This window comes from Mycobacterium paraterrae, assembly GCF_022430545.2.
Lineage (GTDB): Bacteria > Actinomycetota > Actinomycetes > Mycobacteriales > Mycobacteriaceae > Mycobacterium > Mycobacterium paraterrae.
On record NZ_CP092488.2, the window covers coordinates 1,399,671 to 1,422,319 of the forward strand.

Genomic DNA, 22,649 nt, shown 5'->3' on the forward strand with positions numbered 1-22,649 from the left:
TCGGTTGGACGCGGTCAGACAGTGGGCGCAAAGACATTGTGCAAGGCGGGAGAGTGCTCCGGATCGGCTCCGGCGAGGGCGTCGAGCAACCGCGGCAAGCCCGCGAATCCCGTGACTTCTCTAGACAACTCGGCAAATGGCCAGCGCCCCGACACCAGTAATTCGATGGCGCTCCGGTAGGCGGGGTAGTCGACCCCCAGGGAGCCAAAGACGCGCAACTCTTTGAAGACGAGGAGGTCCGGCTCGAATCCCGGTGCACCCCCGCCGCCACGGGTGCCGGCAACCACCACGCGTCCGCCGGGCTGCGCAAGTGCGACGGCGTCCGCAAAGGCGCCTGGTGCCTTCGCCGTAACGTCGACGACCACGTCAGCTAGCCTGCCGGTGGCCCGTTGCAGCGCCTGCACGGGGTCATCCTGGGTGACGTCGATGGTCAAGTCCACGCCGAAGTTGCGTGCTGCGGCCAAACGAGGCCGGTCGCGAGGACCTAGTCCGGTCATCGCGACGAACTTCGCACCGGCCTCCTTTGCTGCCACGGCCGCGCAGATCCCGCGAATTCCTGGCCCGAGGACGACCACGACGTCGCCCGGCTGCGTCTCAGGCAACGTGACTGCCCACTTAATCCCTGCGCCAAGTGGGTTGAACAAGGTCGCGAGGATCGGATCGAGTCCGTCCGGGATGGGCAAGAGCATGGAATCGAACGGTAAGTGGAGGTGGGTTGCATAACCGCCCCACAGCCCAGGCGCGATTTCTACGTCGACGAAGCCAAACATCGTGGCGAGCCCGTTGCGCACGCACCTGCGATACTCGCCGTGGCGGCACTCGTCGCACTCTCTGCATGATCGGAATACCTCGACCGCGAGTCGCTGACCCGGAGACACGCCCCAACGCGCTTGAGCAGCATCGCCAACTTCCTCGATGACGCCGACCACTTCGTGTCCGGGGATGAAGGCAAAATCGGCAGGCAGGTGTCCGTCGAACTGTTCGTGGTCGGTTCCGCAGAGCCCGCATGCCTCAATCCGAAGGAGCCCGGACTCGTCATCGACGCGGGGCACCGCGAGGTTGCGCCGCTCGAGGGTGCGCGGCTTGATCAAGACGAGCGCGTCGGCGTTCACGACAGTTCGAACTCGACGTGTTCGTCCCCGCCGCGAACGGTGACCGGGTGCCCGACCATCATTTCCTTTGACATAGCGATTGCCACCTCTGCCTCGTCGTTGCGCGCCGCGACGCGGCGGCCGTCGGTCAAGCGTGCGAACACCGGCACCCAGGACGGTCCGTGGTCGCGGTCGTGCACCACCGTGTACCCGTCTATCGTCGCCCTTCCAGTAGCGTCTGCGAGCGAAGCGACCGCAAGCGACGTGGCGTCGATTGTGGACTGTGCCTGGACCATGTCAGGTGTCTGCCATCCGTTTGGCGGCGGCGTGGCCGACCACAGACCCAACGAGTGCTTGGTGATGTACCAGCCAACCCCGGACACGAGCCCGACCGCATCCGGCTCACTTCGGCAGCGTCGTACCATTTCCGCGATCGAATGGCTGACGTAGTTGTTGCCGGGTCCCCCGTGATACGGCAATCCGCCCGTCACCGTGAATCCGCGGGCGTCCGCCGTATCGAGATCGAAGGCGTCGATCGCCGCCTCGACCGCGGAAGGAAAGCACGAGTAGAAATCGAACCATGTGACGTCGTCGATGGAGAGTCTGCTGGCATCGAGCGCCGCGTCGCCCGCGGCCTTGATTCCCGCTGAACGGCCCAGATCCGGACGCTGGAGTGGGTAGTACACGTCATTGCAAGTGGCCGCCGACCATGGAAAGACCCATCGATCACGCGGCACCCGAAGTTCTTCCGCGACTTCGGCCGCCACGAGGACGAAGGCGGCCGCCATGTCGACGGCGATGATGCTGTTGAGCAGCTTGGGATACGGCTCGCACACCATTCGGTTAGCCGGTGAGACCGCACTGAGCTCATCGGCGCTATAGGAGCGGGGAAACCAAGACTTTTCTGGATGTCGTGACGCCTCGAGTGTGAACGGAGCCATCAAACCGCCCAACCAGCGGCGTTGTTCGTCGAAGGTTCTGCCCGCCCGTGCCGCCATCGCCGACTCGAAGATGGGATACACCTGGTGGGGCCAGTACAACCCGGCGCGCATCTCCGATTCGCTGAGTCCCGGGCGTGCGTCACCCAACGATTCGTCGCGTCGCGCAACGGCCGTCGGATCCAGCGGCGCGTCACTCGAGGTGATCCTGCGAGCTGACGCGCCGCTCTCTGCCCCGACTATCAATACGGCGTCGCTGTCACCGCGCCAAATACGATTGCCCAGTCTCTCGACCAGATACTGGGGCGTGTTTCCGCCGACCGGACAGCTGATGCGATGTTGCGGAGTAAGCCCGGTGGTTTCTGCAATTCTCGACGCGGGGTTGTCGCGCGGAATGAGCAGAATGCCGGGCGTCGCCACGGTATCGATCCGCCGTCCGATCTCGGCGCCGGCATCTTGCAGTGCTCGGCGAGCGGCCTCTGAAGCCAAATCGATGGGATCGGCGACACTTTTGCCGCGACGTGTCAACTCGCCGACTCCGACGACAACGGGAGTGCGTGGCGAAAAGGTCACGAGGTTACGTCACTTCCAAGGTCAACGTCTCCACTTGTGACACATCTTCGACAGTGTCACAGAGTGATCGCGGAAGACAACTGCCCATTCACTTCGTGTCCGGACGAATGGATCGCCGGGACAGTCCCGATCGTGGCGCCAAAGCTCGAACGCGTTCGTCCCAGTCAACGCGGATACCAGGTGGGCTCGGGGTGCACAACCACATCCTCGAGCAGGTAGTGAACCGCCAGCAGTCGACAGCTACAGTGTTAATGCCGAATAACCTTCGGCACTCCCCGCCAACTATCAGGGAATCCTAGCGTGAGCACCTCGATCTCATCCTTTCTTCGAATATCTGTCTCGGCGGCCCGTGGTCGTGAACATCTATCAGAAAGTGAGCTGACATGCCGATAGACACCGGCTTGATCGGAAAGACCATGCCCGAGCTTGTCATGACGATTGAGGCTGGCAGGCTGCAACTTTTCGCCGAAGCCACCGGGCAAACCGACCCGGTTTACCTAGACCGTGAAGCCGCCAAGGCCGCTGGGCACCCTGATCTCCCGGTTCCGCCGACGTTTCTCTTCGCGATCGAACTTGAACAGCCGGATCCGTTCGCATTTCTTGCCGAACTCGGGGTGGATCTGCGTAGCGTCCTCCACGGAGAACAAGCGTTCACGTACCACTCCGTGGCGCATGCCGGAGACACACTAGTCGCTAAAACGCGTATCGCCGACGTATACACCAAGAAGGGCGGCGCTTTGGAGTTCATCGTCAAAGTCACCGAAATATCCAAAGACGACGGAACCGCGGTCGCTGAGATGACCAACGTCGTCGTCATGCGCAACCTGCCAGGCTCGAAATGACCCTCGAATGGAGAAAATGAGATGACCACCACAGACACGATCACGGTCGGCACCGAGCTACCGCCACTGGTTTTGCCTCCGATCTCACGCACTACGCTGGCTCTGTTCGCCGGCGCGTCCGGCGACCACAACCCGATACACATCGACATCGACGTGGCCAAGTCTGCGGGGCTCGAAGATGTTTTCGCGCACGGCATGTTGTCGATGGCCTACCTGGGTCGTTTGTTGACAAACTGGGTGCCTCAGGAGCGGATCCGCTCGTTCCGCGTGCGGTTCGCTGCGGTCACCCCGGTATGCGGCATCATCACCTGCACCGGCCGCGTGACATCGGTAGATGGGGGCAACGCGACACTCGAAGTAAAGACGGCATTGGACGACGGATCGGTCACCCTCGTCGGCGATGCGGTCGTGGTTATTGATTGACTCGAATGTGTCATCAGAGTCTCAAGCCGCGGCCTGAAACCGAGTATGACGACACCGCTGGACCCGGGGCACATCGGCCTCCCGCAGAGCCAGGGCGATGTAGACGGGCACCACCGAATAGTCTCCCCATCAAGGGCGTCAGCGACTCGACGAAAGGCCTCTCATGACCTCAGCCCACCCATCCAGCGCCGAAGTCGAACCACTGGTTCGCGGCCGGACATGGGAAGAAATGACGGCAGGTTTTGTTTTCAAGACCGCGAAGCGCACCGTCACCGAGTCCGACCTCACGACGTTCACCAACCTCGGCGGTTTCAACGAACCGTTGTTCTACGACGCGTCACACGCCGCCGCCGGCGGATACCGAGGCAGGCTGGTCCCCGGCGCTCTGATCTACTGCATTGCAGAGGGTTTGATCGTGCAGACCAACTTGCTCAACGGCACGGGCCTGGCGTTCATGCACATGGAACTGTCGGTCAAGCGGCCTGTGTACGTCGGCGACACCGTCCTCGCCCTCTGCACCGTCACGGAGTCGCGCCCGTCGAGCAAACCTGGTCGCGGCGTCGTCACCGCGACCGTCAGCGTCCGCAACCAGCGCGACGACGAGGTTCTGGTGTACACCCCGGTTCGGCTCATTCGCGGCGCGGACTTCGTCGAGGGCGACAACTGAAATCGTCTCCACCGGAGCATCTTTGGTGTCTCCGTCAACTCGGGACCAGGGTCGCCCGGCGTTCGCGAGGCCCGACGTCCCGGCGTCGCAAGGTGGCATCGACGCCCGCACAATGGAGTACGTCGGCCGTGGCCGAGATCTCCGACCGCCCAAACCACAACCGCGGGACAAGTATCCGAACTCGGCGCTAGACGATGGTCGGTGTATCTTCGGGTACTGCGTGAATCTTGATGGTTTCCAATATGATCCAGGGTGGCCGGCTAACCGTGAGCAAGCCAACTCCTGCGCCTGTCCACGGGGCGCAGCAGCGCCGGCGACGCGTGGTCCGACAGGGTCTCGGCATGCGGAGAAAGAAACAACGAACCCACTCCGCGCATTTAGACGCCCCACCGTGATCCGACCCGGGCGCCGGTGCGCATCCGTTACGATGCCAGCACGCGATCTAAACTTCGCAAGCTTAGTCGGAGGCCCGCTGCCCCACCCACCGAATGAGCAGCCGTCCTTGACGATGCAGAGGTGAATTTATGACGAACTACGACGACTTTCCGAGCCTGCGCTTCGAACCCACCGACGACGCCGTACTGCATGTCGTGTTAGACCGCAAAGGTTGACTGACCCATGTCCACCAGGATCGCCACCCGCATTGACGGCGCAGTGGCCTGGCTCAAACTCGACGGCGCCGACCGGCTCAATGCCATCGGCACGCAGACCTACACCGATCTCGCCGCCGCGATACGCACGCTGGAGTCACAAACCTCGGTGCGTGCAGTGATCGTGCACGGCTCCGGCAGGGCATTCTGTGCGGGCGCCGACATCGCTGAGATTCAAACCTTCAGCGGCCGTAACGATTTCACGGCCTTCCTCCGTGGTTTCACCGATGCACTCGACGTCCTCGTCGCCAGCCCACTACCCGTGATCGCCGCAATCCACGGCAGCACGCTGGGCGGCGGCCTCGAACTGGCGATGGCATGCGACCTGAGGGTCGCGACACCCGACGCCACCCTCGGACTTCCCGAGGCCAAACTCGGCGTGCTCCCAGGAGCGGGTGGCACGCAACGACTGCCGCGACTCATCCCCGTCGGCGTAGCCGCCGAGATGCTAATGCTGGGCAACTTCATCGACGGCGAGCGGGCCCACGCCCTCGGACTGGTGAACCGGCTCTCCCGCGCCGACACTCTGCTCGAGACGGCAGGTGGCATCGCTGCGCAATTGGCTACTGGCGCAGCACGAGTCGCGTCGGTAACGAAGTCTCTCCTGCTGCAGACGGCCCAACTATCGACGGCAGAGGGAATTCAATGCGAACGCGACGCGGTTGCGGACCTCTTCGCCACTGCCGACGGACGCGAGGGCTTCCGCGCCTTCACCGAACGCCGCTCCCCGACCTTCGACACAAGCTGACGTGACGTGGTCGACACATAGACAAGCGACCGAAACGTCTCGGAATCGGGCCAGGTTCCCGCAACGAACGGCCCAGGGTTGGGTCGGAACATCACCCTCGCCTACTCAACCGCCTTCACCTACTCGACGGCAGAGGACTTCGGCAGAACGGGCTTGCCGTTTGCTCACCGATTGGAGGTTCGTCCGTCGGAGGTCCGATCAGTCCGGATCGGAGCTTGCCGCGGTTGGCTCAGAGGCCGATCCGCTTCGCGATGATCTCCTTCATGATTTCGGTGGTGCCGCCGCCGATACCCAGGATTCGCGAGTCGCGGTAGTGGCGTTCGACCTCGGTCTCGCGCAGATAGCCCATGCCTCCATAGAGCTGCACAGCTGTATCGACGGCAAGGGCGCAGGCCTCCACGGCCTGGTTCTTTGCCATCGAGACCATTCGAACGTCAGTGTCACCCGCGATGATGCGATCAACAGCGGCTCGGGTGTAGGTGCGCGCCACATCTACGGCGGTGGCCATGTCGACGATCTTGTGCCGCACAACCTGACGGGTCGAGAGCGGACGGCCGAAGGTCTCGCGCTGCTTGACCCACTCCAGCGTCAGGTCGAGGCAGCGCTGGGCGGTCGCGTAGCACTGTACGGCGATAAACGCACGCTCTACCTGGAACTGCTGCATGATCTGCAGAAAGCCGCTGCCTTCCGGACCTACCAGGTTGGCTACCGGCACCCGGACGTCCGAGAAACCGAGCTCGGCGGTGTCGGAGCACAGCCAGCCCATCTTCCTGAGGGTGCGTGAGACTGCAAAGCCCTCGGTACCGCGCTCCACTACCAACAACGAGATGCCAGGCGCCCCTGGGCCGCCCGTGCGCACGGCGGTGGTGACGAAATCGGCCCGAACTGCCGAGGTGATGAATAGTTTCGCGCCGTTGACCACGTACTCGTCGCCATCGAGCCGTGCGGTGGTCCGAATGCCGGCGACGTCGGAACCCGTATCGGGCTCGGTGATGCCGAGGCTGCCGATCTTCTCACCGGCGAGTGTCGGCGCCACGAACTTGCGGATCTGCTCGGGATCGCCGTGTGCAGCCATGTGTGGAAGGGCGATGTTGTGCGTAAGCAGGCTGGCTAAGACACCTGACGAGGCGCCGGCCTCCAGCACGGCTTCGGTGAGTAACACCAGGTCACGCAGGTCGCCGCCGGAGCCGCCGACGTCTTCCGCGAAACCGATGCCCAACAAGCCCACGGCGGCTGCGCTGCGGTGCAGATCGCGGGGCAACTCACCGGCCTCCTCCCACGCTTCAAGATGGGGGATGATTTCCTTTCGGGTGAACGACGTGGCCAGGTCACGCAACGAGATGCGCTCCGGCGTCGTCCACGGATCCACTGCGGCGTAACTCGCTTCGCGGTCTTGCGGCTTAATCATGGTCATCTGGGCGCGCTCCTGACGTTGAGCATCCGGGGAGGTAGCGCTCCGTACTTCGCGCCGACCCCATTGTCATCGGATGTTACTAACCGCTAACGTAGCCGGTTAGGAGATCGACGTCGATGTCATCTGGAGGAAAGTTGATTGACGTCTTGCCCGATCGAGTCGACACCCGCGCGCCGGATTACCTCGAGAATCGCGAGGGACTCACGGCACAGCTCGATGCGATCGCTGCGCAACTCGCACTAGCCAATGGTGGTGGCGGGGAGAAATACGTTGCGCGACACCGCAAGCGCGGCAAGATGCTGGCTCGCGAGCGTGTCGAACTGCTGATTGACCCTGACACCGCGTTTCTGGAAATGTGCCCGTTTGCGGCGTGGGGCACGAAGTTTCCCGTCGGCGGCAGTGTCGTGGTCGGCATCGGCATCGTCGAGGGCGTCGAATCGATGATCATCGCCCACGACCCGACGGTACGAGGCGGGGCCTCGAACCCCTACACCTTCCGCAAGGTGTTCCGGGGCATGGCGGTGGCCCGCGAGAACCGCCTTCCTATTATCAGCATCGTCGAGTCGGGCGGGGCGGACCTGCCCACTCAGGCCGAGATCTTCGTGCCAGGTGGCCAGTTGTTCCACGATCTCACCCAGCACAGCGCGCTCGGGCTGCCGACGCTCGCGCTGGTATTCGGCAACTCGACGGCAGGCGGCGCGTACATCCCCGGCATGTGTGATTACGTGGTGATGGTCCGCGCTAGGTCCAAGGTCTTCCTCGGTGGTCCGCCGCTCGTGAAGATGGCCACCGGCGAAGTGTCCGACGACGAGTCACTCGGCGGTGCGGACATGCACGCTCGTACCTCCGGGTTGGCCGACTACCTAGCCGAAGACGAGCAGGACGCCATCCGGATTGGGCGGCGCATCATGGCAAGGCTGAACTGGCGCAAGCGTGGCTCAGGCCCAACTCACCCGCCGACCCCACCGCTACGGGATCCCGACCAGCTCCTCGGGATCGCCTCGGTCGACCCTAAGGTCCCCTTTGATCCGCGCGATGTCCTCGCCCGCATCGTGGACGGATCGGCGTTCGACGAGTTCAAGCCGCTCTACGGAACCTCTCTAGTCACAGGCTGGGCCTCGATTCACGGATACCCGGTGGGGATTCTGGCCAACGCTCGGGGCATCCTCTTCAGCGAGGAGGCAGAGAAAGCTGCCCAGTTCATCCAGTTGGCCAACCAGATCGACACACCGCTGGTGTTTCTGCAAAACACCACCGGTTACATGGTGGGCGCGGAATACGAACAAGGCGGCATCATCAAAGACGGCGCCAAGATGATCAACGCCGTCTCGAACAGCACGGTCCCACACTTGACGATCGTGATGGGCGCGTCCTACGGCGCAGGCAACTACGGGATGTGCGGACGGTCCTACTCGCCCCGCTTCCTCTTCGCCTGGCCCAACTCGCGTTCCGCCGTCATGGGACCGGCTCAACTTGCCGGTGTGCTGTCGATTGTCGCCCGCGAGTCGGCCGCCGACCGTGGACTCCCATTCGACGAGGAAGCCGACACCCAGATGCGCGCAGCTGTCGAGAGCCAGATCGAACAGGAGTCGTTGGCACTGGCCAACAGCGGCAGGCTCTACGACGACGGGATCATCGATCCCCGCGACACCCGCACCGTTCTCGGTTTCTGTCTATCCGTGGTGCACAACGACGAGATCCGTGGCCAGCATGGCTACGGCGTGTTCCGGATGTGATGGCGATGCCCGCAATCACGAAGCTGCTCGTCGCCAACCGGGGAGAGATCGCCCGGCGCGTATTTCGCACCTGCCGTGACCTCGGCATCGCCACCGTCGCCGTGTACTCCGACGCGGACGCCGACGCGTGGCACGTCGACGACGCGGACGAGGCCGTTCGGCTACCGGGCTCCTCGCCCGCGGAGACCTACCTGAACGGTGACCGGATAATCGCCGCGGCTCATCTAACCGGCGCTGATGCCGTTCACCCCGGTTATGGATTCCTCTCGGAGAACGCGGGATTCGCACGGGCCTGTGCCACCGCAGGACTCGTGTTCGTCGGCCCGCCGCCGGATGCCATCGACGCCATGGGTTCGAAGCTGACGGCCAAGGCGATGATGTCCGCCGCCGGCGTGCCGGTCCTGCCGGGCGGCGATGCGACCGACTTGGCCGACGACGAGCTACGGAAGCTGGGGGCCCACATCGGCTATCCGCTGTTGGTCAAGGCGAGCGCGGGTGGTGGCGGGCGCGGGATGCGCGTCGTCGCATCGGCCGATGAACTCGACGAGGCCGTTGCCTCGGCGTCCCGCGAAGCAAAGTCGGCATTCGCCGACGGCACGGTGTTCCTCGAGAGGTACGTGCAGCGCCCTCGCCACGTCGAGATCCAGGTGATGGCTGACATACACGGCACCGTGGTCTCCCTATTCGAGCGGGAATGCTCGGTGCAGCGGCGCCACCAGAAGGTCATCGAAGAAGCACCCTCCCCCGTGGTCGGCGAAGAGCTGCGCGAACGGATGTCCGCCGCGGCAGTCGCTGCGGCTCGGGCTGTCAGCTACGTCGGCGCCGGAACCGTCGAGTTCGTCCTCGACGCGAATGGCGGCGATGATGACGGCACGTTCGCCTTTCTGGAAATGAACACTCGATTGCAGGTGGAGCACCCGGTCACTGAACTCATCACCGGTCTCGACCTCGTGCGCCTGCAGTTGCTGGTGGCGATGGGTCGGCCGCTGTCCGCCGAGGTGAGAGATCCGCAGATCACCGGCCACGCAGTCGAGGCCAGGCTGTACGCCGAAGACCCCACGGCGGATTATCTGCCTCAGACCGGGACACTGCGCACCATGCAGATTCCTAGCTATGCCGGGGTTCGCGTGGACTCCGGGGTGCGAGACGGCTCGGTGGTAAGCCACCACTACGACGCAATGCTGGCGAAGGTGATCGCCTGGGCCCCCACTCGTGCCGAAGCGCTCGGCACGCTATCCGCCGCGCTCGCCGATGCTCGGATCCACGGACTCACCACCAACCGAGATCTGCTGGTCCGCGTTTTGCGACACAGCCAATTCGCTGGGTGCGGCACCGATACAGGATTCCTCGATCGCCACGATGTCGCCGAACTCGGAGCGGCCCTCATCGATGGTGACGGGGAGGGCTTGCACGCCGTCGCGGCCACGTTTGCTCAGGTCGCAGCCCGCCGCGTCGCGGCCCCCGTCCAGCCAACGCTGCCCGCGGGGTGGCGTAACAACCCGTCCCAACTGCAGGCCACCGGATGGGCGACCGCCGATGGACGCGAGCGGTGCGTGAGCTATGCGCTGCTGCGGGACGGCGTCGAGGTGGAAGTCGATGGCAAGCGCGTAGACGACGTCACCGTGCTCGCGCAGAACCCCGAACGGGTGGTCTTGGAGATCGGTGGACTGCGACGTGGCTACGACGTCGTCCTCGACGGCGACATCGCTTACGTCGACAGTCCTGCCGGGTCCACGACGTTCACCGCGGTTCCGCGGTTCCTTGACCCGAGCACACTCAAGCCGGCAGGGTCGCTGATTGCGCCCATGCCGGGGTCAGTCATTCGCCTGCCTGTTTCCGCAGGTGACACCGTTACTGCAGGGCAGGCCCTGGTCGTGCTGGAGGCGATGAAGATGGAGCACACCATCGCCAGCCCGCTCGACGGAGTCGTCGAGGAGTTGTCGGTGGAGGTGGGTCAACAGGTTTCCACCGGCGACCCGCTCGCCGTGGTCGGCGCTGCCGACTCTGCCGCAGAGGAAACCTGAGGATGAACACCACCCGTCGCCGGTCGCGGCAGCGGGTGCCTGTGAAGTGAGGAGCGAAATGGAACTGCACGAGACCGAGGAACGGCAGGCTCTCCGCAAGGCCGTGTCCGAGATCGCCAAGGACTACGGGCATGAGTACTACGTGGCCAAGTCTCTCGGTGGCGAGAAGAGCACCGAACTCTGGCAGGCCGTCGGCAAGCAAGGATTTCTCGGGGTGAACATCACCGAGGAGTACGGCGGCGGAGGCGGCGGCATTTACGACATGCAAATCGTTGGTGAGGAACTCGCCGCAGCAGGCTGTCCGCTGCTTATGACAGTGGTCTCACCCACCATCTGCGGCACGATCATCCAGGCTTTCGGCAGCGACGAACTCAAGGCCCGCTGGCTGCCGGGGATCGCCAGCGGCGAGATCATCATGTCGTTTGCGATCACCGAGCCGGATGCCGGCTCCAACTCGCACAACATCTCCACCCACGCCAAGCGCGTCGGCGAAGAGTGGGTACTCAACGGTACCAAGTACTATATCTCCGGCGTCGACGAGGCAGAGGCCATCCTGGTCGTCGGCCGGACCGAGACCGACGACCGCGGCCGCGGACGGCTGAGCCTCTTCGTCGTCCCGACAGATGCGCCCGGGCTGACCAAGACCATCATTCCGGTGCAAGCCGTGACGCCGGAAAAGCAATTCACTTTGTTCTTCGATGACGTACGGGTGCCCGCTGAGAACCTGATTGGCACCGAGAACGACGGACTGCGTCAGGTATTCATGGGTCTAAACCCCGAACGCATCATGGGGGCGGCCCTGGGCAACGGCATCGGCCGTTATGCGCTGGATAAGGCATGCACCTACGCGCGCGAGCGCAAGGTTTGGGACGTCGCGATCGGATCACACCAAGGCGTGTCACATCCCCTCGCGCACGCCAAGATCCAGCTGGAACTGGCCCGCCTGATGACCCAACGGGCGGCGTCGCTGCACGACGCGGGCGACTCAGGATCTGGCGAGGCATCGAACATGGCCAAGTACGCTGCAGCCGAGGCCGGCATCTTGGCACTTGATCAGGCAATTCAGACCCACGGTGGCAACGGGATGGCTACCGAGTACGGGCTGGCCACCCTATGGGGCCCTGCTCGTCTGATGCGCACCGCACCAATCAGCCGAGAAATGATCCTCAACTACGTGGCGCAGCACAGCTTGAAACTGCCACGGTCCTACTGAATATCCTTCGTCCGCGGCACCCGCGTCGGCGTCCGGTGCGGACTTGGCAGGGACTGGGTGTCCGTCGGAGGTCCGGCCCTCACCGAGTAACTCCCGATACAACGAGCCGCTGATGCGGCAGCGGAGGAGTAATCGATGGATCGCGGTATCGGCCAGTGGGTCGCCAAACGGGCCTTCCTGAACGGGCAGCGCACGGCATTTGTCCAAGGTGACAGGCGCTTCACCTTCTCGGACCTCGAACGCCGCACGAATCAGGTGGCTTCGAGCCTGCTGCGGCTCGGCATCCGCAAGGGAGACCGGGTGGCCGCGCTCCTGATGAATTCGGTCGAGTTCGTGGAGATTCTCCTGGGCAGCGCGAAGATCGGCGCGATCATGGTCCCGATCAACGTTCGCCTCGCTGGTCCAGAAATCGGCTACATTCTCGCCGACTCGGGCGCCGACATTCTCGTCTTCCACGAACCGCTCGCTGCACCGGCGATCGATGCGCTGGCCGCGCCGGGAGTTCGGGTTCGCCACACCGTCCGAGTCGGCGGCGCCGCGGCGACCGGCGAGATTGCCTACCCCGACCTGCTCGCCAGCGGAGGCCCGGAAACTCTCGACGGTGACGTTGGCGGCCGCGACCCCGCGTTCGTCATGTACACCTCGGGCACCACCGGCCGTCCCAAGGGCGCCATCCTCACTCACGACAACCTGCAGTGGAATGCCATCAACGTGATGGGCGCCGACACGGGCCTGCACGGGAGCGACGTCACCGTGGCCGTTGCCCCGATGTTCCACATCGGCGGACTGGGCGTGCACACGCTGCCATTGCTCTATGTCGGTGGTACGAGTGTGATCCTCCCGTCATTCGACCCGGTGCGCACACTCAACGCAATGGCCGAGAGTCGGGCCACCATCCAGTTCATGGTGCCGGCGATGTGGTCGGCCCTGACCCAGGTTCCCGATTTCGACTCCTACGATCTCTCGGCTTTGCGTTCTGCGATGGGCGGCGGCTCGCCGGTGCCCCTGACCGTCATCGACTTCATGCAGCAGCGCGGCGTCAGCTTCACCGAGGGATTCGGAATGACCGAAACCGCACCCATGGTCTCGCTCCTGGACGCCGCCAGCGTCACCACGCGAGCCGGCTCGATCGGCCGAGTCGCCATGCACGTCGACGCCCGAATCGTGGACGACGACGACCGGGACGTACCGGTCGACACCGTCGGCGAACTCCTGGTGCGCGGGCCCAACGTGTTCGCGGGGTACTGGATGATGCCGTCGGCCACCGCGGAGGCCTTCCGGGGCGGCTGGTTCCACACCGGCGACCTCGGTCGAATCGACGCCGACGGCTACATCACGCTGGTCGATCGCAAGAAGGACATGATCATCTCGGGCGGGGAGAACGTCTACCCCATCGAAGTGGAGCAGGTGCTCTTCCGTTGCCCCGGCGTGCTGGACGCCGCGATAGTGGGTGGTCCGGACGCGAAGTGGGGCGAGCGCGTCGTAGCCGTGGTGGTGGCAGACCCAGCCGCCGAGAGGGAACCCACCGCCGACGAATTGATTGCCTGGTGTCGCGACCGGTTGGCGCACTTCAAATGTCCGCGCGAGGTGCACCTCACGAACGAGCTGCCCCGCAACGCCACCGGCAAGCTCCTCAAGACCGAGCTGAGAAGGCGCTTCACCGGCGTCCAGGGCGGCGTCGTCGCGCGCTGACGTTCAGCGAGATTGCAGATCACCGCGGTTCAATGCGGACCCGGCGAGCGGTGGTCCGTACTGCGTGGTTAGCCCACGTGCTCGCGGCCGATGAGATGGCGGGCGATGACCAGCTTCTGAATCTGTGGAGTCCCGTCGCCGATCTGTAGTCCGCTGACGTCGAGCAACAGCTGCTGTAACGGCATCTCGGTGGACCACCCGACATGCCCATGGAGAATGATGCAGTCGTTGATCGCTTGGACAGCGATGCGCGGTGCCCACCACTTGCACATCGCCGCCTCCCGGGTGTGCGGCCGCCCAGCCGCCCGCAAGCCGAGCGTTCGGTAGCACAGCCAGCGCGCCGCCTCGAGCTGGGTGTCCCACTCGGCGAGTGTGAACGAGACGCCCTGATAGCTGGCGATCGGTGCGCCGAACGCCTCCCGCTGACGCACCCACTCGATGGTGGAGGACATCGCGCGGTGGGCGGCTCCGAGGACCATGAGGCCCAGCAACGCACGCGTGAGGTCGAAGTCGGCAAGCTGAGCGGATAAGCCGCTGCCGCCGTCGGTGATTTCGTGGTCGGCCGGAACGAACGTATCGTCAAAACTGAGTCCGACGCGGCTCAGCGGCCGGAAGCCGGGGTCGGCAAATCGCTGCCGGCTGATCGTCGGGTCGTCGAGCGGAACGAGCAATCGCCGCGTGCCACGGGAGCGCAGCGCCGGGTCGACGGTGGCGACGACGATTGCATGGCTCGAATGAGCGCCAAGGGTTACCGAGGTCTTCTCCCCCGACAACCGAAAACCGCCGTCCACGGGCCGGGCGCGGACCGAAGTCCCCGCCGCATCAGAGCCACCTCGAGGCTCGGTCAGAGCGAGGCACACCACCTGCTCGCCAGCCGCCACCGCGTGCACTACGGGCTCGCTCACATGTACAGGTAGGCCTGCGAGCAGACCGTCGAGAAGCACGGAGCCAAAGATCAGGTAGGCAAGGTTGAAGTCGGAACGGGCAATCTGCTCGCAGGCGATGCCGACCGAAATGGCATCGGCGTCCTGTCCCCCGTGGGCGGAGGGGAGGGTCATCCCGAGCAGCCCATGGCGACCCAGTGCCCTGAGCTCGTCCCAGCACATTTCCTCCGAGGTCGCTCGCGCGAGATAGCCGTCGTAGAACTCCCGGCGCCCCAACGCCGCGACCGCGGCCTCGAATTCTGCGTGCTCAGGGGAAAAGACGAACGAATTATCTGGTGTACCAGATTGCATCGAACTAGGCTACGAGACCATGGCAGGTCTGTCGAGCGTCGAGAATCAGACCGCGGCCACGTCGGGGAGTTCCATACCCCGTGTGACGGCTCGCCGAATGATGCGCGAGGCCGTCGCGCGGCGGCTCGTCCCCGGTGATCGCCTGGCCTCGGAGCCGACCCTGATGCGCTACTTCGACGTTTCGCGCGGATCGCTACGAGAAACGCTGCGCGTGCTGTCCTATCTCGGCGCCATCGACGTCCGCACGGGACCGGGTGGCGGGGCCCGAATCGCGCGGCCTGGGCCACGCGTGGTCGGCAGCGCGTTGGCCATCGCATTGCAGTTCCGCGGCACGACCTTGCGCGGCCTGCTCGAGGCGCGCGCGGTGCTAGAGCCCATTGCGGCCCGGATGGCCGCGCAACGCAGGGACGCGACAGACTTCGCCATGCTGCACGCTTGCCATGCCCGTCTCACCGCGTCAACGGAACCCGCGCGCCGACAGCGCGAGCGCCTGGAGTTTCACCGACTCCTCGCGACCGCCACCGGCAATGACGTACTCGAGCTGGTCCTCACCGCGCTGGCCTGGATGGGCGCCGCGCTCGACCAGACGGAACCGGGACAGGGGGATGGATCCGATGAGGCGCGCGGCTCCCTCCTGGCCGCGATCGGCTCGGGCGACGCCGCCAGCGCGTCCGAATACGCAACCACCGTGCTCACCGCCACGACCGACCGGCTGCGCTCGGGCGCGGCGCGACCCCTCGATCAGCGGGTGCTGTGGCCCGACGTGGACGAATTACCCGATCTCCAGGAAAGAAGGGACGTTACGACGTGGACGTAGCGATCATCGGCACCGGTATCACCCGGTTCGGCATGTTCGTCAGTTCCCGGCTGCGCGAACTGGCCGCCGAGGCCGCCGACGCGGCTCTAGCCGATGCCGGGGTCGACCCCGAGGCTATCGGCCTGGTCGTCTTCGGCAACGCCGCTGCCGGCGTCCTCACCGGGCAGGAGATGATCCGGGCTCACACCGCACTGGGCGGATCGCGCGTAGCAGGCAGACCGATGCTGTCAGTCGAAAATGCTTGCGCGTCCAGTTCCAGCGCGTTTCATCTCGGGGCCATGGCCGTCTCCTCGGGTGCATACGACCATGTCCTGGTCATCGGGGCGGAAAAGATGACCAGCACCGACCGCACTCGCGCGGCGCGGGCGCTCGCCACTGCCGTCGACGTCGAGTTGGTCGGGGAGCAGGACGGCTCCCGCCCCGTATTCATGGAGATTTACGCGGCCGAGGCGCGCGCCTACCTCGAACGGACCGGGGCGTCAGTCCGCGATCTGGCACTGGTAGCCGCCAAGAGCCTTCACAACGGCAGCCTCAACCCGATCGCGCAGAACCGCACTGCGCTCACCGCCGACGAAATCTTAGCCGCGCGCACGATCGTCGACCCGCTGACGCGGCCGATGTGCTCCTCGATCGGTGACGGTGCAGCCGCCTGCGTGTTGACGCGAACCGACCTAGCCCGTCGTAGTGACCGGGAGTCCGTGAGAGTGCTGGCCTCGGCGGTCGGGGCGGCACGGGTCGGCGACGACGGCGACGTGGTTGGCCGCACCGCCCGGGTCGCCTTCGAGCAAGCTGGAGTCGGTCCGGACGGCATCGACTTGTTCGAGGTGCACGACGCCGCATCACCCGCCGAGCTCGTCATAGCCGAGGAGATAGGCATCGCCCCAGCGGGCGAGGGTGCGAAACTCGCCCGCGACGGCGCTACGTGCATTGGCGGCAGAACTCCTGTGAACGTCTCCGGTGGACTGCTGGCGCGCGGCCACCCGATCGGCGCCACCGGAGCGGCTCAGGTCGTGGAACTCGCTGATCAGCTGCGCGGCCGATGCGGCGCGCGCCAGGTGCAGGGAGCGCGGATCGGCCTCGCCGAGAACGCAGGCGGTTCCTTGGGCGACGGGCCTGCAGCATGCGTCGTCACGATCCTTTCCGCCCCCGATTAGGCGATGGAACTCACCCGCGGGCCTTCGCGCGACGCCCCAGCACGGCGGCGTCCAATCGGTCCGCCAGTGCCGCCACGACCGTTGAACCAGGCCCATGCCACCTTGGCGAGAGCTCCGCGGTTCCCGAGCCAAAGCCGTACCGCGTTCCGGCTTGTCAAGTCGCCGACGTCTCGCCGAAATCAGCGCGCGAGCCCGCCCTTCATTCGCACATCGTGGGGTACGATCCGCGTGGTCTTGAACGTCCAAATGGCCTACCCGCCTGAACGTTTCACAATTGCGGCGGTGAATTCCAGGCAGACCGCAGATGGCCCGCCGGGTCGGGCTCGAACAGTCCTTCCGATCCGGCGAGATGCTGGGCATCGGGAGTATGGGGTTCGGTTCATAGCCGGACCACAACACCGAAGGAAAGGGTGATCTTGAGTACTGCCACCACCGATCTCACGGGTCTCGGAATGGCTTTCGGAACCCTCGAAGAGGGCCGGGCCTGGGTCGGTCGAACCTCGGAGCCCAGACAAGCCTGGTTTCCGATCGACCGGTCTTTGGTGCTCTATTACTGTTCGCTCGTGGAAGATGCGAATCCGCGATACTGGGAGGGCGACGAGTGCCCACCGGGTTTGCTGATGACCCTCGGCTTCAATCCTCAGTGGACTCCCGAGCACCTACACCGCGACGACTCGCTGTTCGCATTCAACGTGCCCCTGCCCGGGCACCACATCATCAACGCCTCTACCACCACCGAGCTGGAACGTCGGCCTCGGATCGGTGACCACGTATCCATCGTCGAGGAGATTGTCTCGATCTCGCCGGAGAAGACGACCCGACTCGGCATTGGTGTCTTCATCACCTCGCTGACCACCTTCGGCGACCAGCACGGCGAGGTGATCGCGCGCAACACCAACGTGCTGTTCCGGTACGACATCACCGGCGACGACGGGGATCGGGTCGAGGAGCAGCCGTGAGCAACGACAGACCAACCGGACTGCGTTTCGACGACGTTGAAGTCGGCGATGAGATCACCCCTGTCTCGATCCCCATTACCTACAAACGGATCTGCATGAACGCGGCGTCCACGTGGGACTGGTTTCCCGGCCACCACGACCCCGAGTACGCGAAAAGCCAGGGCCAGCAGACGATCTACTTGTCGACACTGTTCTTCCACGGCTTCATCGATCGCGGCCTGTGCGACTGGGCCGGTCCCGACGCGCTGCTGCGCCGACGCAAGATCTCGATGATCAAGTCGATCTACCCTGGCCAGATCGCCACCCTCACCGGGCGCGTCATCGGCAAGCGCGAGGTGGACGGCGCCAGCCTGGTCGACCTCGAGCTGATGGTCTCCAGCGAGGAAGGGCCGTGCGTGCCCAGCGAGGCGACGCTGCAGCTCGTGCAAGGATAGAAGTGCCTATGGGCTCACACGTGATGAGCGCGGAGAGGGTCGGAAGAACGTCATGGACGAATTCCTCGGTCTTGACGGGCGCCTGCCAATCAACCCCGACGGCGGCTCAAGTCCTTCGGACACCCTCGATGCCAGCGGTCTCCGGATGCTGCGCTGCGTGGCGAGGCCGGAACGCGTCATCAACTCGAGAATCGCCGTTTAGGCATAACCACAAACTCGGTGGCGCTCCGGGCGCTCGCGTGTCCTTCGCATCCACTGACCGCCCCGAGCTAGACTGACCCGACGCCAGATCTCTCGGCGAGTTCAGCATCACCGCCGTCAAACCATTGCCTCTCCGGCGGATCTGGCGAGTGTGTGGTCACACTGCCGATGCGCCCGCAAATCCGCAAAACGTAATGATGCGGCCATGACTGGTCTTCGTCCTGCGACGCTGCGTGGCGGCTAGTGAAAAGGTCTGATCTCTTTCGCTTAGCAATACGCGGCAGGCGCGCGGCACCCGGCATTCGCGTTGAGTTCCTCTCGCTAGCCGCGAATGTTAGTGGCTGCTAACGTCTCATCACATGCCAGCACCACTCGCCACGCTTGCCGGATTCGCGGAGGTCACCCCCGGCCGTCTCGACCGCCCCTTCTTGGACCTGCACCTCGAGTCCGCCGTTGCCGCGCTACGCGATGCAGCGATGCAGGCCTCCGACATTGACGGCTTAATCTGCGTGGGCTCGATGATGGGCGAGTCGATCGAGCACACCTTCCTGTCCGAGGAGATCCAGGATTCGCTCGGGTTTCATCAACTGGGGTTGCAACTCGGTGTCCAATTGGGCGGCGGAAGTCACCTCGCCATGCTCGGCGTCGCTACTCGGGCGATCCAGTCCGGTCAATGCTCGGCGGTCCTGTGTGTCTCGGCCGGGGTGTTTCCGCCGATCCGCGACGTCGGCAGACGATTGATGACGATGACCTGCCATCCGGACTACGAGCTACCCTACGCGCCCTCGATCCCCACCCTGTACGGGCTGATCGCGCAAGCATGGCTTGACGGGGTCGGTCAAGGTCGCGAGGTGCTCGCGGAGGCCGTGGTGGCCCAGCAGGAATGGGCGCTGGCGCATCCCACCGCAATCGGCGCCGACGCCGGAAGCTTCACCCTGGAGCAGGTGCTGGACGCACGGCACATCGCCGGCCCGTTCGGTTACCTCGACTGCTCCATTCCCTGCGAGGGTGGCGGAGCCATGGTCGTCGTCTCGCCGGAAAAGGCGGGGAGCCTGCCGCATCGACCAGTCAACGTGGTAGGAATCGGGGAAGGGCATACCCACGGGTTCCTCACCTCGATGCCAGATCTGTCGCGAACGGGCGCGGTCCGCTCCGGTGCAGCCGCCTTCACGCAGGCAGGGGTCACACCCGCCGACATCCAGCTTGCGCAGCTCTACGATGCGTTCAGCTCGAACCCGCTGATGCTGCTCGAGGAACTCGGCCTCGCCGAGCGTGGTAAGGCCGTCGACCTCTACCGAGACGGCGCCACCCGCCCCGGCGGTCGACTACCGGTGAACACCAATGGCGGGCTCCTACGCTTCGGTCACTCCGGAACTGCCTCGGGCATCTGCGGGATACTCGAGGCATATCAACAGATGACCGGCCGCGCCGCTGGCATCCAGGTCGACCGCACCGACCTCGCCGTCGTCCACGCCTACGGATCAATGCTTTGCAGTCACGTCACCGTCATCCTGGAGGGATCATGACCACCACCTACTTAGACGGACTAGCCGACCCCGAGGTACTCCCCCGCATCGACGAGCTCAACCGAGGCCATTACGAAGCCGCCGCCCAGGGTCGGCTCGCCGTGCGCCAGTGCATCGCGTGCGGACTGCTGTTCCACTATCCTCGCCCGTTCTGTCCCGGCTGCCACTCGGCCGAGCTGGAGTGGACCGACCTTTCTGGCAGCGCGACGGTCCTCGCCGCCGCGGTTGTCAGCCGCCCCCCGTGGAACGAGCTCCCTCGGTCGGCGCCATACGCGGTCGTCGTGGTCCGCCTCGCCGAGGGCCCGCAGATGCTCTCCACTGTCGAGGGTTGCGACCCGGCCACGGTAGTAGCGGGAATGGCCGTGCGCGCGGCGTTCGAGCGCATCGGCGATATTGGGATGGTTCGTTTCATCCCCGCCTAAGTACCCGGAAGACACTCTGCGAGAGGAGTACGGTGACGACGGACCATGACCTCGCCGCCAACATCGCCAATCGGGTCAATGTCGGGGATATGCTGACCCGGTCCGCGTGGCGCCGACCCCACCACGAAGCCGTGATCGACGGTGCACGGCGCATGACCTACCGCGGGTTGAACGACGAGGTCAACCGACTGTCCCACGCGCTTCTCGCGGCTGGTTACGAGCGTGGTGACGTCCTCGCGCTGGCCAGTGGCAACAGCATCGAGTTCTTGACCACATACTTCGCCTGTGCCAAGACGGGCGTCATCTGCGTCCCGATCAATCTGGCGTGGGGCCCTGCAGAGGCGAGTTACGTCCTCGAGCACTCACGGGCCCGCGGCGTGGTGGTGGAGAGCCAGTTCGCGGAGCTCGTCGCCGCAGCCCTGGGGCGGCTAGGCAGCGACACGGTGACCGACGTGATCGTGGCACCCGGCACGAGCGCATCATGGCAACCGGCCGCGATGGGTCGGTGGCAGGACCTCGCTGCATTCGTCGTCGGCGCGACCACCACCGAGCCAGAGTGCCTGGTGGGCGATCGCGACGCGATCAGCTATCTCTATACCAGCGGCACGACGTCGGCCCCGAAGGGCGTGGTGAGCAGTCACGTCGCTGTCTACATCGAGTCGCTCAACGCGCCGCTGATGCTCGGGATCAACGGCGATGAGCGCTCGGTGGCGATGATGCCGCTGTTTCACACCGCACAACTCAATGGCTTCACGACCGGACTGCTCTACATGGGTGGCACGATCGTGCTGATGCGGGCATTTGATCCGGCTGTCCTGCTGGCCACGATCGAGACCGAGCGGATCACTCAAATCTTCGGACTGCCGATGATGTACCGGGCCATGATGGATCACCCCGACATCGAGAGGCGTGATCTGACGACCCTACGGCTCGCGCTCTACGCGATGGCGCCGATGCCCGACACTGAGCTGCGCCGGATGATCGAGGTTTTCGGTTGCGACTTTGCATTGGGCTTCGGCCAGACGGAGATGAACCCACTCACAACGATATTTCCGCCCGAGCACCAGCTCAGCCACGCCGGATCGGTTGGTCTGCCCGTACCCAACGTTCAGGTCGGGATCATGAACGACGCCGGCCAACTCCTGCCGACCGGGCAGACCGGCGAGATCGTGTACCGCGGCCCGCACGCCATGGAGGGGTATCTGCGAAACCCGGACGCAACGGCCGAGGCTTTTGCGCAGGGCTGGTTCCATTCTGGCGATGTGGGGCACTTCGACGCCGACGGGCTGCTCTGGTTCTCCGACCGCAAGAAGGACGTGATCAAGTCCGGCGGTGAGAACGTCGCCTCCATCGAAGTCGAGAAGGTGCTATACGAGGTCGAGCCACGGATCGAGGAGGTGGTGGTGGTCGGACTCCCCCATAAGCGCTGGTCGGAGGCGGTCGTAGCCATCGTGACGCCCAAGTCCGGCGTGGTACTCACTGAGAAGGACCTGATCGCCGCCGCGCGCACTCGGCTCGCGGGGTTCAAGGTTCCAAAGGCCGTACTGTTCTCCGACTCGATGCCACATACCGCCACCGGCAAGATCCAGAAAAATGCACTGCGCGCGCAGCACAGCCGCCACTTCGACAAATGACGCGCTGGCCGGTCACTCGCGGGCGGCAATTCCGCACATAGTTGCAACAGTCGTTCTCACTGCTGGGACGCCGCGATCCCGCAACGTGCTCGGCGCCGCGCGCGTTGCTCGGTTACGCACGACCCGAGCGCCGCGTACGTTCGAACGGCGAGAACTCGTCAGCCGGCGCCTATTGACGGCAAGGGCCAGCGGCGGGGTGCTGCGGGGCACAAGCCCACCGTGATACATGCCGCAATGGCAGGCTGTGTGCCGCTCA

Annotated in this window: 19 protein-coding genes; 15 read left to right on the forward strand and 4 right to left on the reverse strand. The window is 64.8% G+C overall.

All coding sequences use genetic code 11. The features are described from left to right. Positions 1-14: 14 nt before the first annotated feature. Positions 15-1,112, reverse strand: a complete 1,098-nt coding sequence (locus MKK62_RS06700) for a zinc-dependent alcohol dehydrogenase (RefSeq protein ID WP_240261801.1) — start codon at positions 1,110-1,112, stop codon at positions 15-17. Next, on the reverse strand, positions 1,109-2,602 hold the full coding sequence (locus tag MKK62_RS06705) for an acetyl-CoA acetyltransferase (RefSeq protein ID WP_240261800.1): 1,494 nt from the start codon (positions 2,600-2,602) through the stop codon (positions 1,109-1,111). The genes MKK62_RS06700 and MKK62_RS06705 overlap by 4 nt, the downstream gene beginning before the upstream one ends. Before the next feature lie 383 nt (positions 2,603-2,985). On the opposite strand from MKK62_RS06705, the gene MKK62_RS06710 reads away from it, so the two are divergent. From MKK62_RS06710 to MKK62_RS06725, 4 genes are all read left to right on the forward strand, one after another. Then, entirely contained in the window at positions 2,986-3,444 is a 459-nt protein-coding gene (locus tag MKK62_RS06710; RefSeq protein ID WP_240261799.1) for a MaoC family dehydratase N-terminal domain-containing protein, read from the forward strand. Positions 3,445-3,465: 21 nt separating this feature from the next. Beyond that, a complete protein-coding gene (locus tag MKK62_RS06715) occupies positions 3,466-3,867 on the forward strand; it encodes a MaoC/PaaZ C-terminal domain-containing protein (protein WP_240261798.1) in 402 nt (133 codons plus the stop codon). A gap of 163 nt (positions 3,868-4,030) precedes the next feature. Beyond that, positions 4,031-4,534, forward strand: a complete 504-nt coding sequence (locus MKK62_RS06720) for a MaoC family dehydratase (RefSeq protein WP_240261797.1) — start codon at positions 4,031-4,033, stop codon at positions 4,532-4,534. Positions 4,535-5,152: 618 nt separating this feature from the next. Continuing rightward, on the forward strand, positions 5,153-5,932 hold the full coding sequence (locus tag MKK62_RS06725; protein WP_240261796.1) for an enoyl-CoA hydratase/isomerase family protein: 780 nt from the start codon (positions 5,153-5,155) through the stop codon (positions 5,930-5,932). A 229-nt stretch (positions 5,933-6,161) separates the two neighbouring features. On the opposite strand, the gene MKK62_RS06730 is transcribed toward MKK62_RS06725, so the two are convergent. Continuing rightward, positions 6,162-7,346, reverse strand: coding sequence for an acyl-CoA dehydrogenase family protein (locus MKK62_RS06730; protein ID WP_434085031.1), 1,185 nt, complete (start codon positions 7,344-7,346; stop codon positions 6,162-6,164). 134 nt (positions 7,347-7,480) lie between these two features. Here MKK62_RS06730 and MKK62_RS06735 point away from each other — a divergent pair, with 134 nt between their 5' ends. From MKK62_RS06735 to MKK62_RS06750, 4 genes are all read left to right on the forward strand, one after another. Then, the gene (locus MKK62_RS06735) at positions 7,481-9,082 is read left to right on the forward strand and encodes an acyl-CoA carboxylase subunit beta (RefSeq protein ID WP_240263789.1); all 1,602 of its coding nucleotides are present in this window, start codon (positions 7,481-7,483) and stop codon (positions 9,080-9,082) included. A gap of 5 nt (positions 9,083-9,087) precedes the next feature. Beyond that, positions 9,088-11,106 (forward strand): acetyl/propionyl/methylcrotonyl-CoA carboxylase subunit alpha, encoded by a 2,019-nt coding sequence (locus MKK62_RS06740; RefSeq protein WP_240261795.1) that lies wholly within the window; start codon positions 9,088-9,090, stop codon positions 11,104-11,106. A 58-nt stretch (positions 11,107-11,164) separates the two neighbouring features. After that, entirely contained in the window at positions 11,165-12,319 is a 1,155-nt protein-coding gene (locus MKK62_RS06745) for an acyl-CoA dehydrogenase family protein (protein ID WP_240261794.1), read from the forward strand. A 135-nt stretch (positions 12,320-12,454) separates the two neighbouring features. Beyond that, complete coding sequence (locus MKK62_RS06750; RefSeq protein WP_240261793.1) at positions 12,455-14,011, forward strand: acyl-CoA synthetase; 1,557 nt, start codon at positions 12,455-12,457, stop codon at positions 14,009-14,011. Between the two features lie 68 nt (positions 14,012-14,079). Here the strand turns inward: MKK62_RS06750 and MKK62_RS06755 are convergent, their stop codons facing one another. Continuing rightward, on the reverse strand, positions 14,080-15,246 hold the full coding sequence (locus tag MKK62_RS06755) for an acyl-CoA dehydrogenase family protein (protein WP_240261792.1): 1,167 nt from the start codon (positions 15,244-15,246) through the stop codon (positions 14,080-14,082). A gap of 19 nt (positions 15,247-15,265) precedes the next feature. Here MKK62_RS06755 and MKK62_RS06760 point away from each other — a divergent pair, with 19 nt between their 5' ends. The 7 genes from MKK62_RS06760 to MKK62_RS06790 all read left to right on the forward strand — a co-directional run bounded on the left by MKK62_RS06760 (position 15,266) and on the right by MKK62_RS06790 (position 22,393). Continuing rightward, the gene (locus MKK62_RS06760; RefSeq protein WP_240261791.1) at positions 15,266-16,063 is read left to right on the forward strand and encodes a FadR/GntR family transcriptional regulator; all 798 of its coding nucleotides are present in this window, start codon (positions 15,266-15,268) and stop codon (positions 16,061-16,063) included. Continuing rightward, positions 16,054-17,217, forward strand: coding sequence for a thiolase family protein (locus MKK62_RS06765; RefSeq protein WP_240261790.1), 1,164 nt, complete (start codon positions 16,054-16,056; stop codon positions 17,215-17,217). The genes MKK62_RS06760 and MKK62_RS06765 overlap by 10 nt, the downstream gene beginning before the upstream one ends. A 452-nt stretch (positions 17,218-17,669) precedes the next feature. Continuing rightward, a complete protein-coding gene (locus tag MKK62_RS06770; RefSeq protein WP_240263788.1) occupies positions 17,670-18,176 on the forward strand; it encodes an FAS1-like dehydratase domain-containing protein in 507 nt (168 codons plus the stop codon). Next, positions 18,173-18,610 carry a MaoC/PaaZ C-terminal domain-containing protein gene (locus MKK62_RS06775; protein ID WP_240261789.1) on the forward strand — a complete coding sequence of 146 codons (438 nt, stop codon included), beginning with the start codon at positions 18,173-18,175 and terminating at the stop codon, positions 18,608-18,610. The genes MKK62_RS06770 and MKK62_RS06775 overlap by 4 nt, the downstream gene beginning before the upstream one ends. 560 nt (positions 18,611-19,170) lie before the next feature. Continuing rightward, entirely contained in the window at positions 19,171-20,337 is a 1,167-nt protein-coding gene (locus MKK62_RS06780; RefSeq protein ID WP_240261788.1) for a thiolase family protein, read from the forward strand. Further along, complete coding sequence (locus MKK62_RS06785; RefSeq protein ID WP_240261787.1) at positions 20,334-20,759, forward strand: Zn-ribbon domain-containing OB-fold protein; 426 nt, start codon at positions 20,334-20,336, stop codon at positions 20,757-20,759. The genes MKK62_RS06780 and MKK62_RS06785 overlap by 4 nt, the downstream gene beginning before the upstream one ends. Before the next feature lie 32 nt (positions 20,760-20,791). Continuing rightward, entirely contained in the window at positions 20,792-22,393 is a 1,602-nt protein-coding gene (locus MKK62_RS06790) for an AMP-binding protein (protein ID WP_240261786.1), read from the forward strand. Positions 22,394-22,649 lie beyond the last annotated feature (256 nt).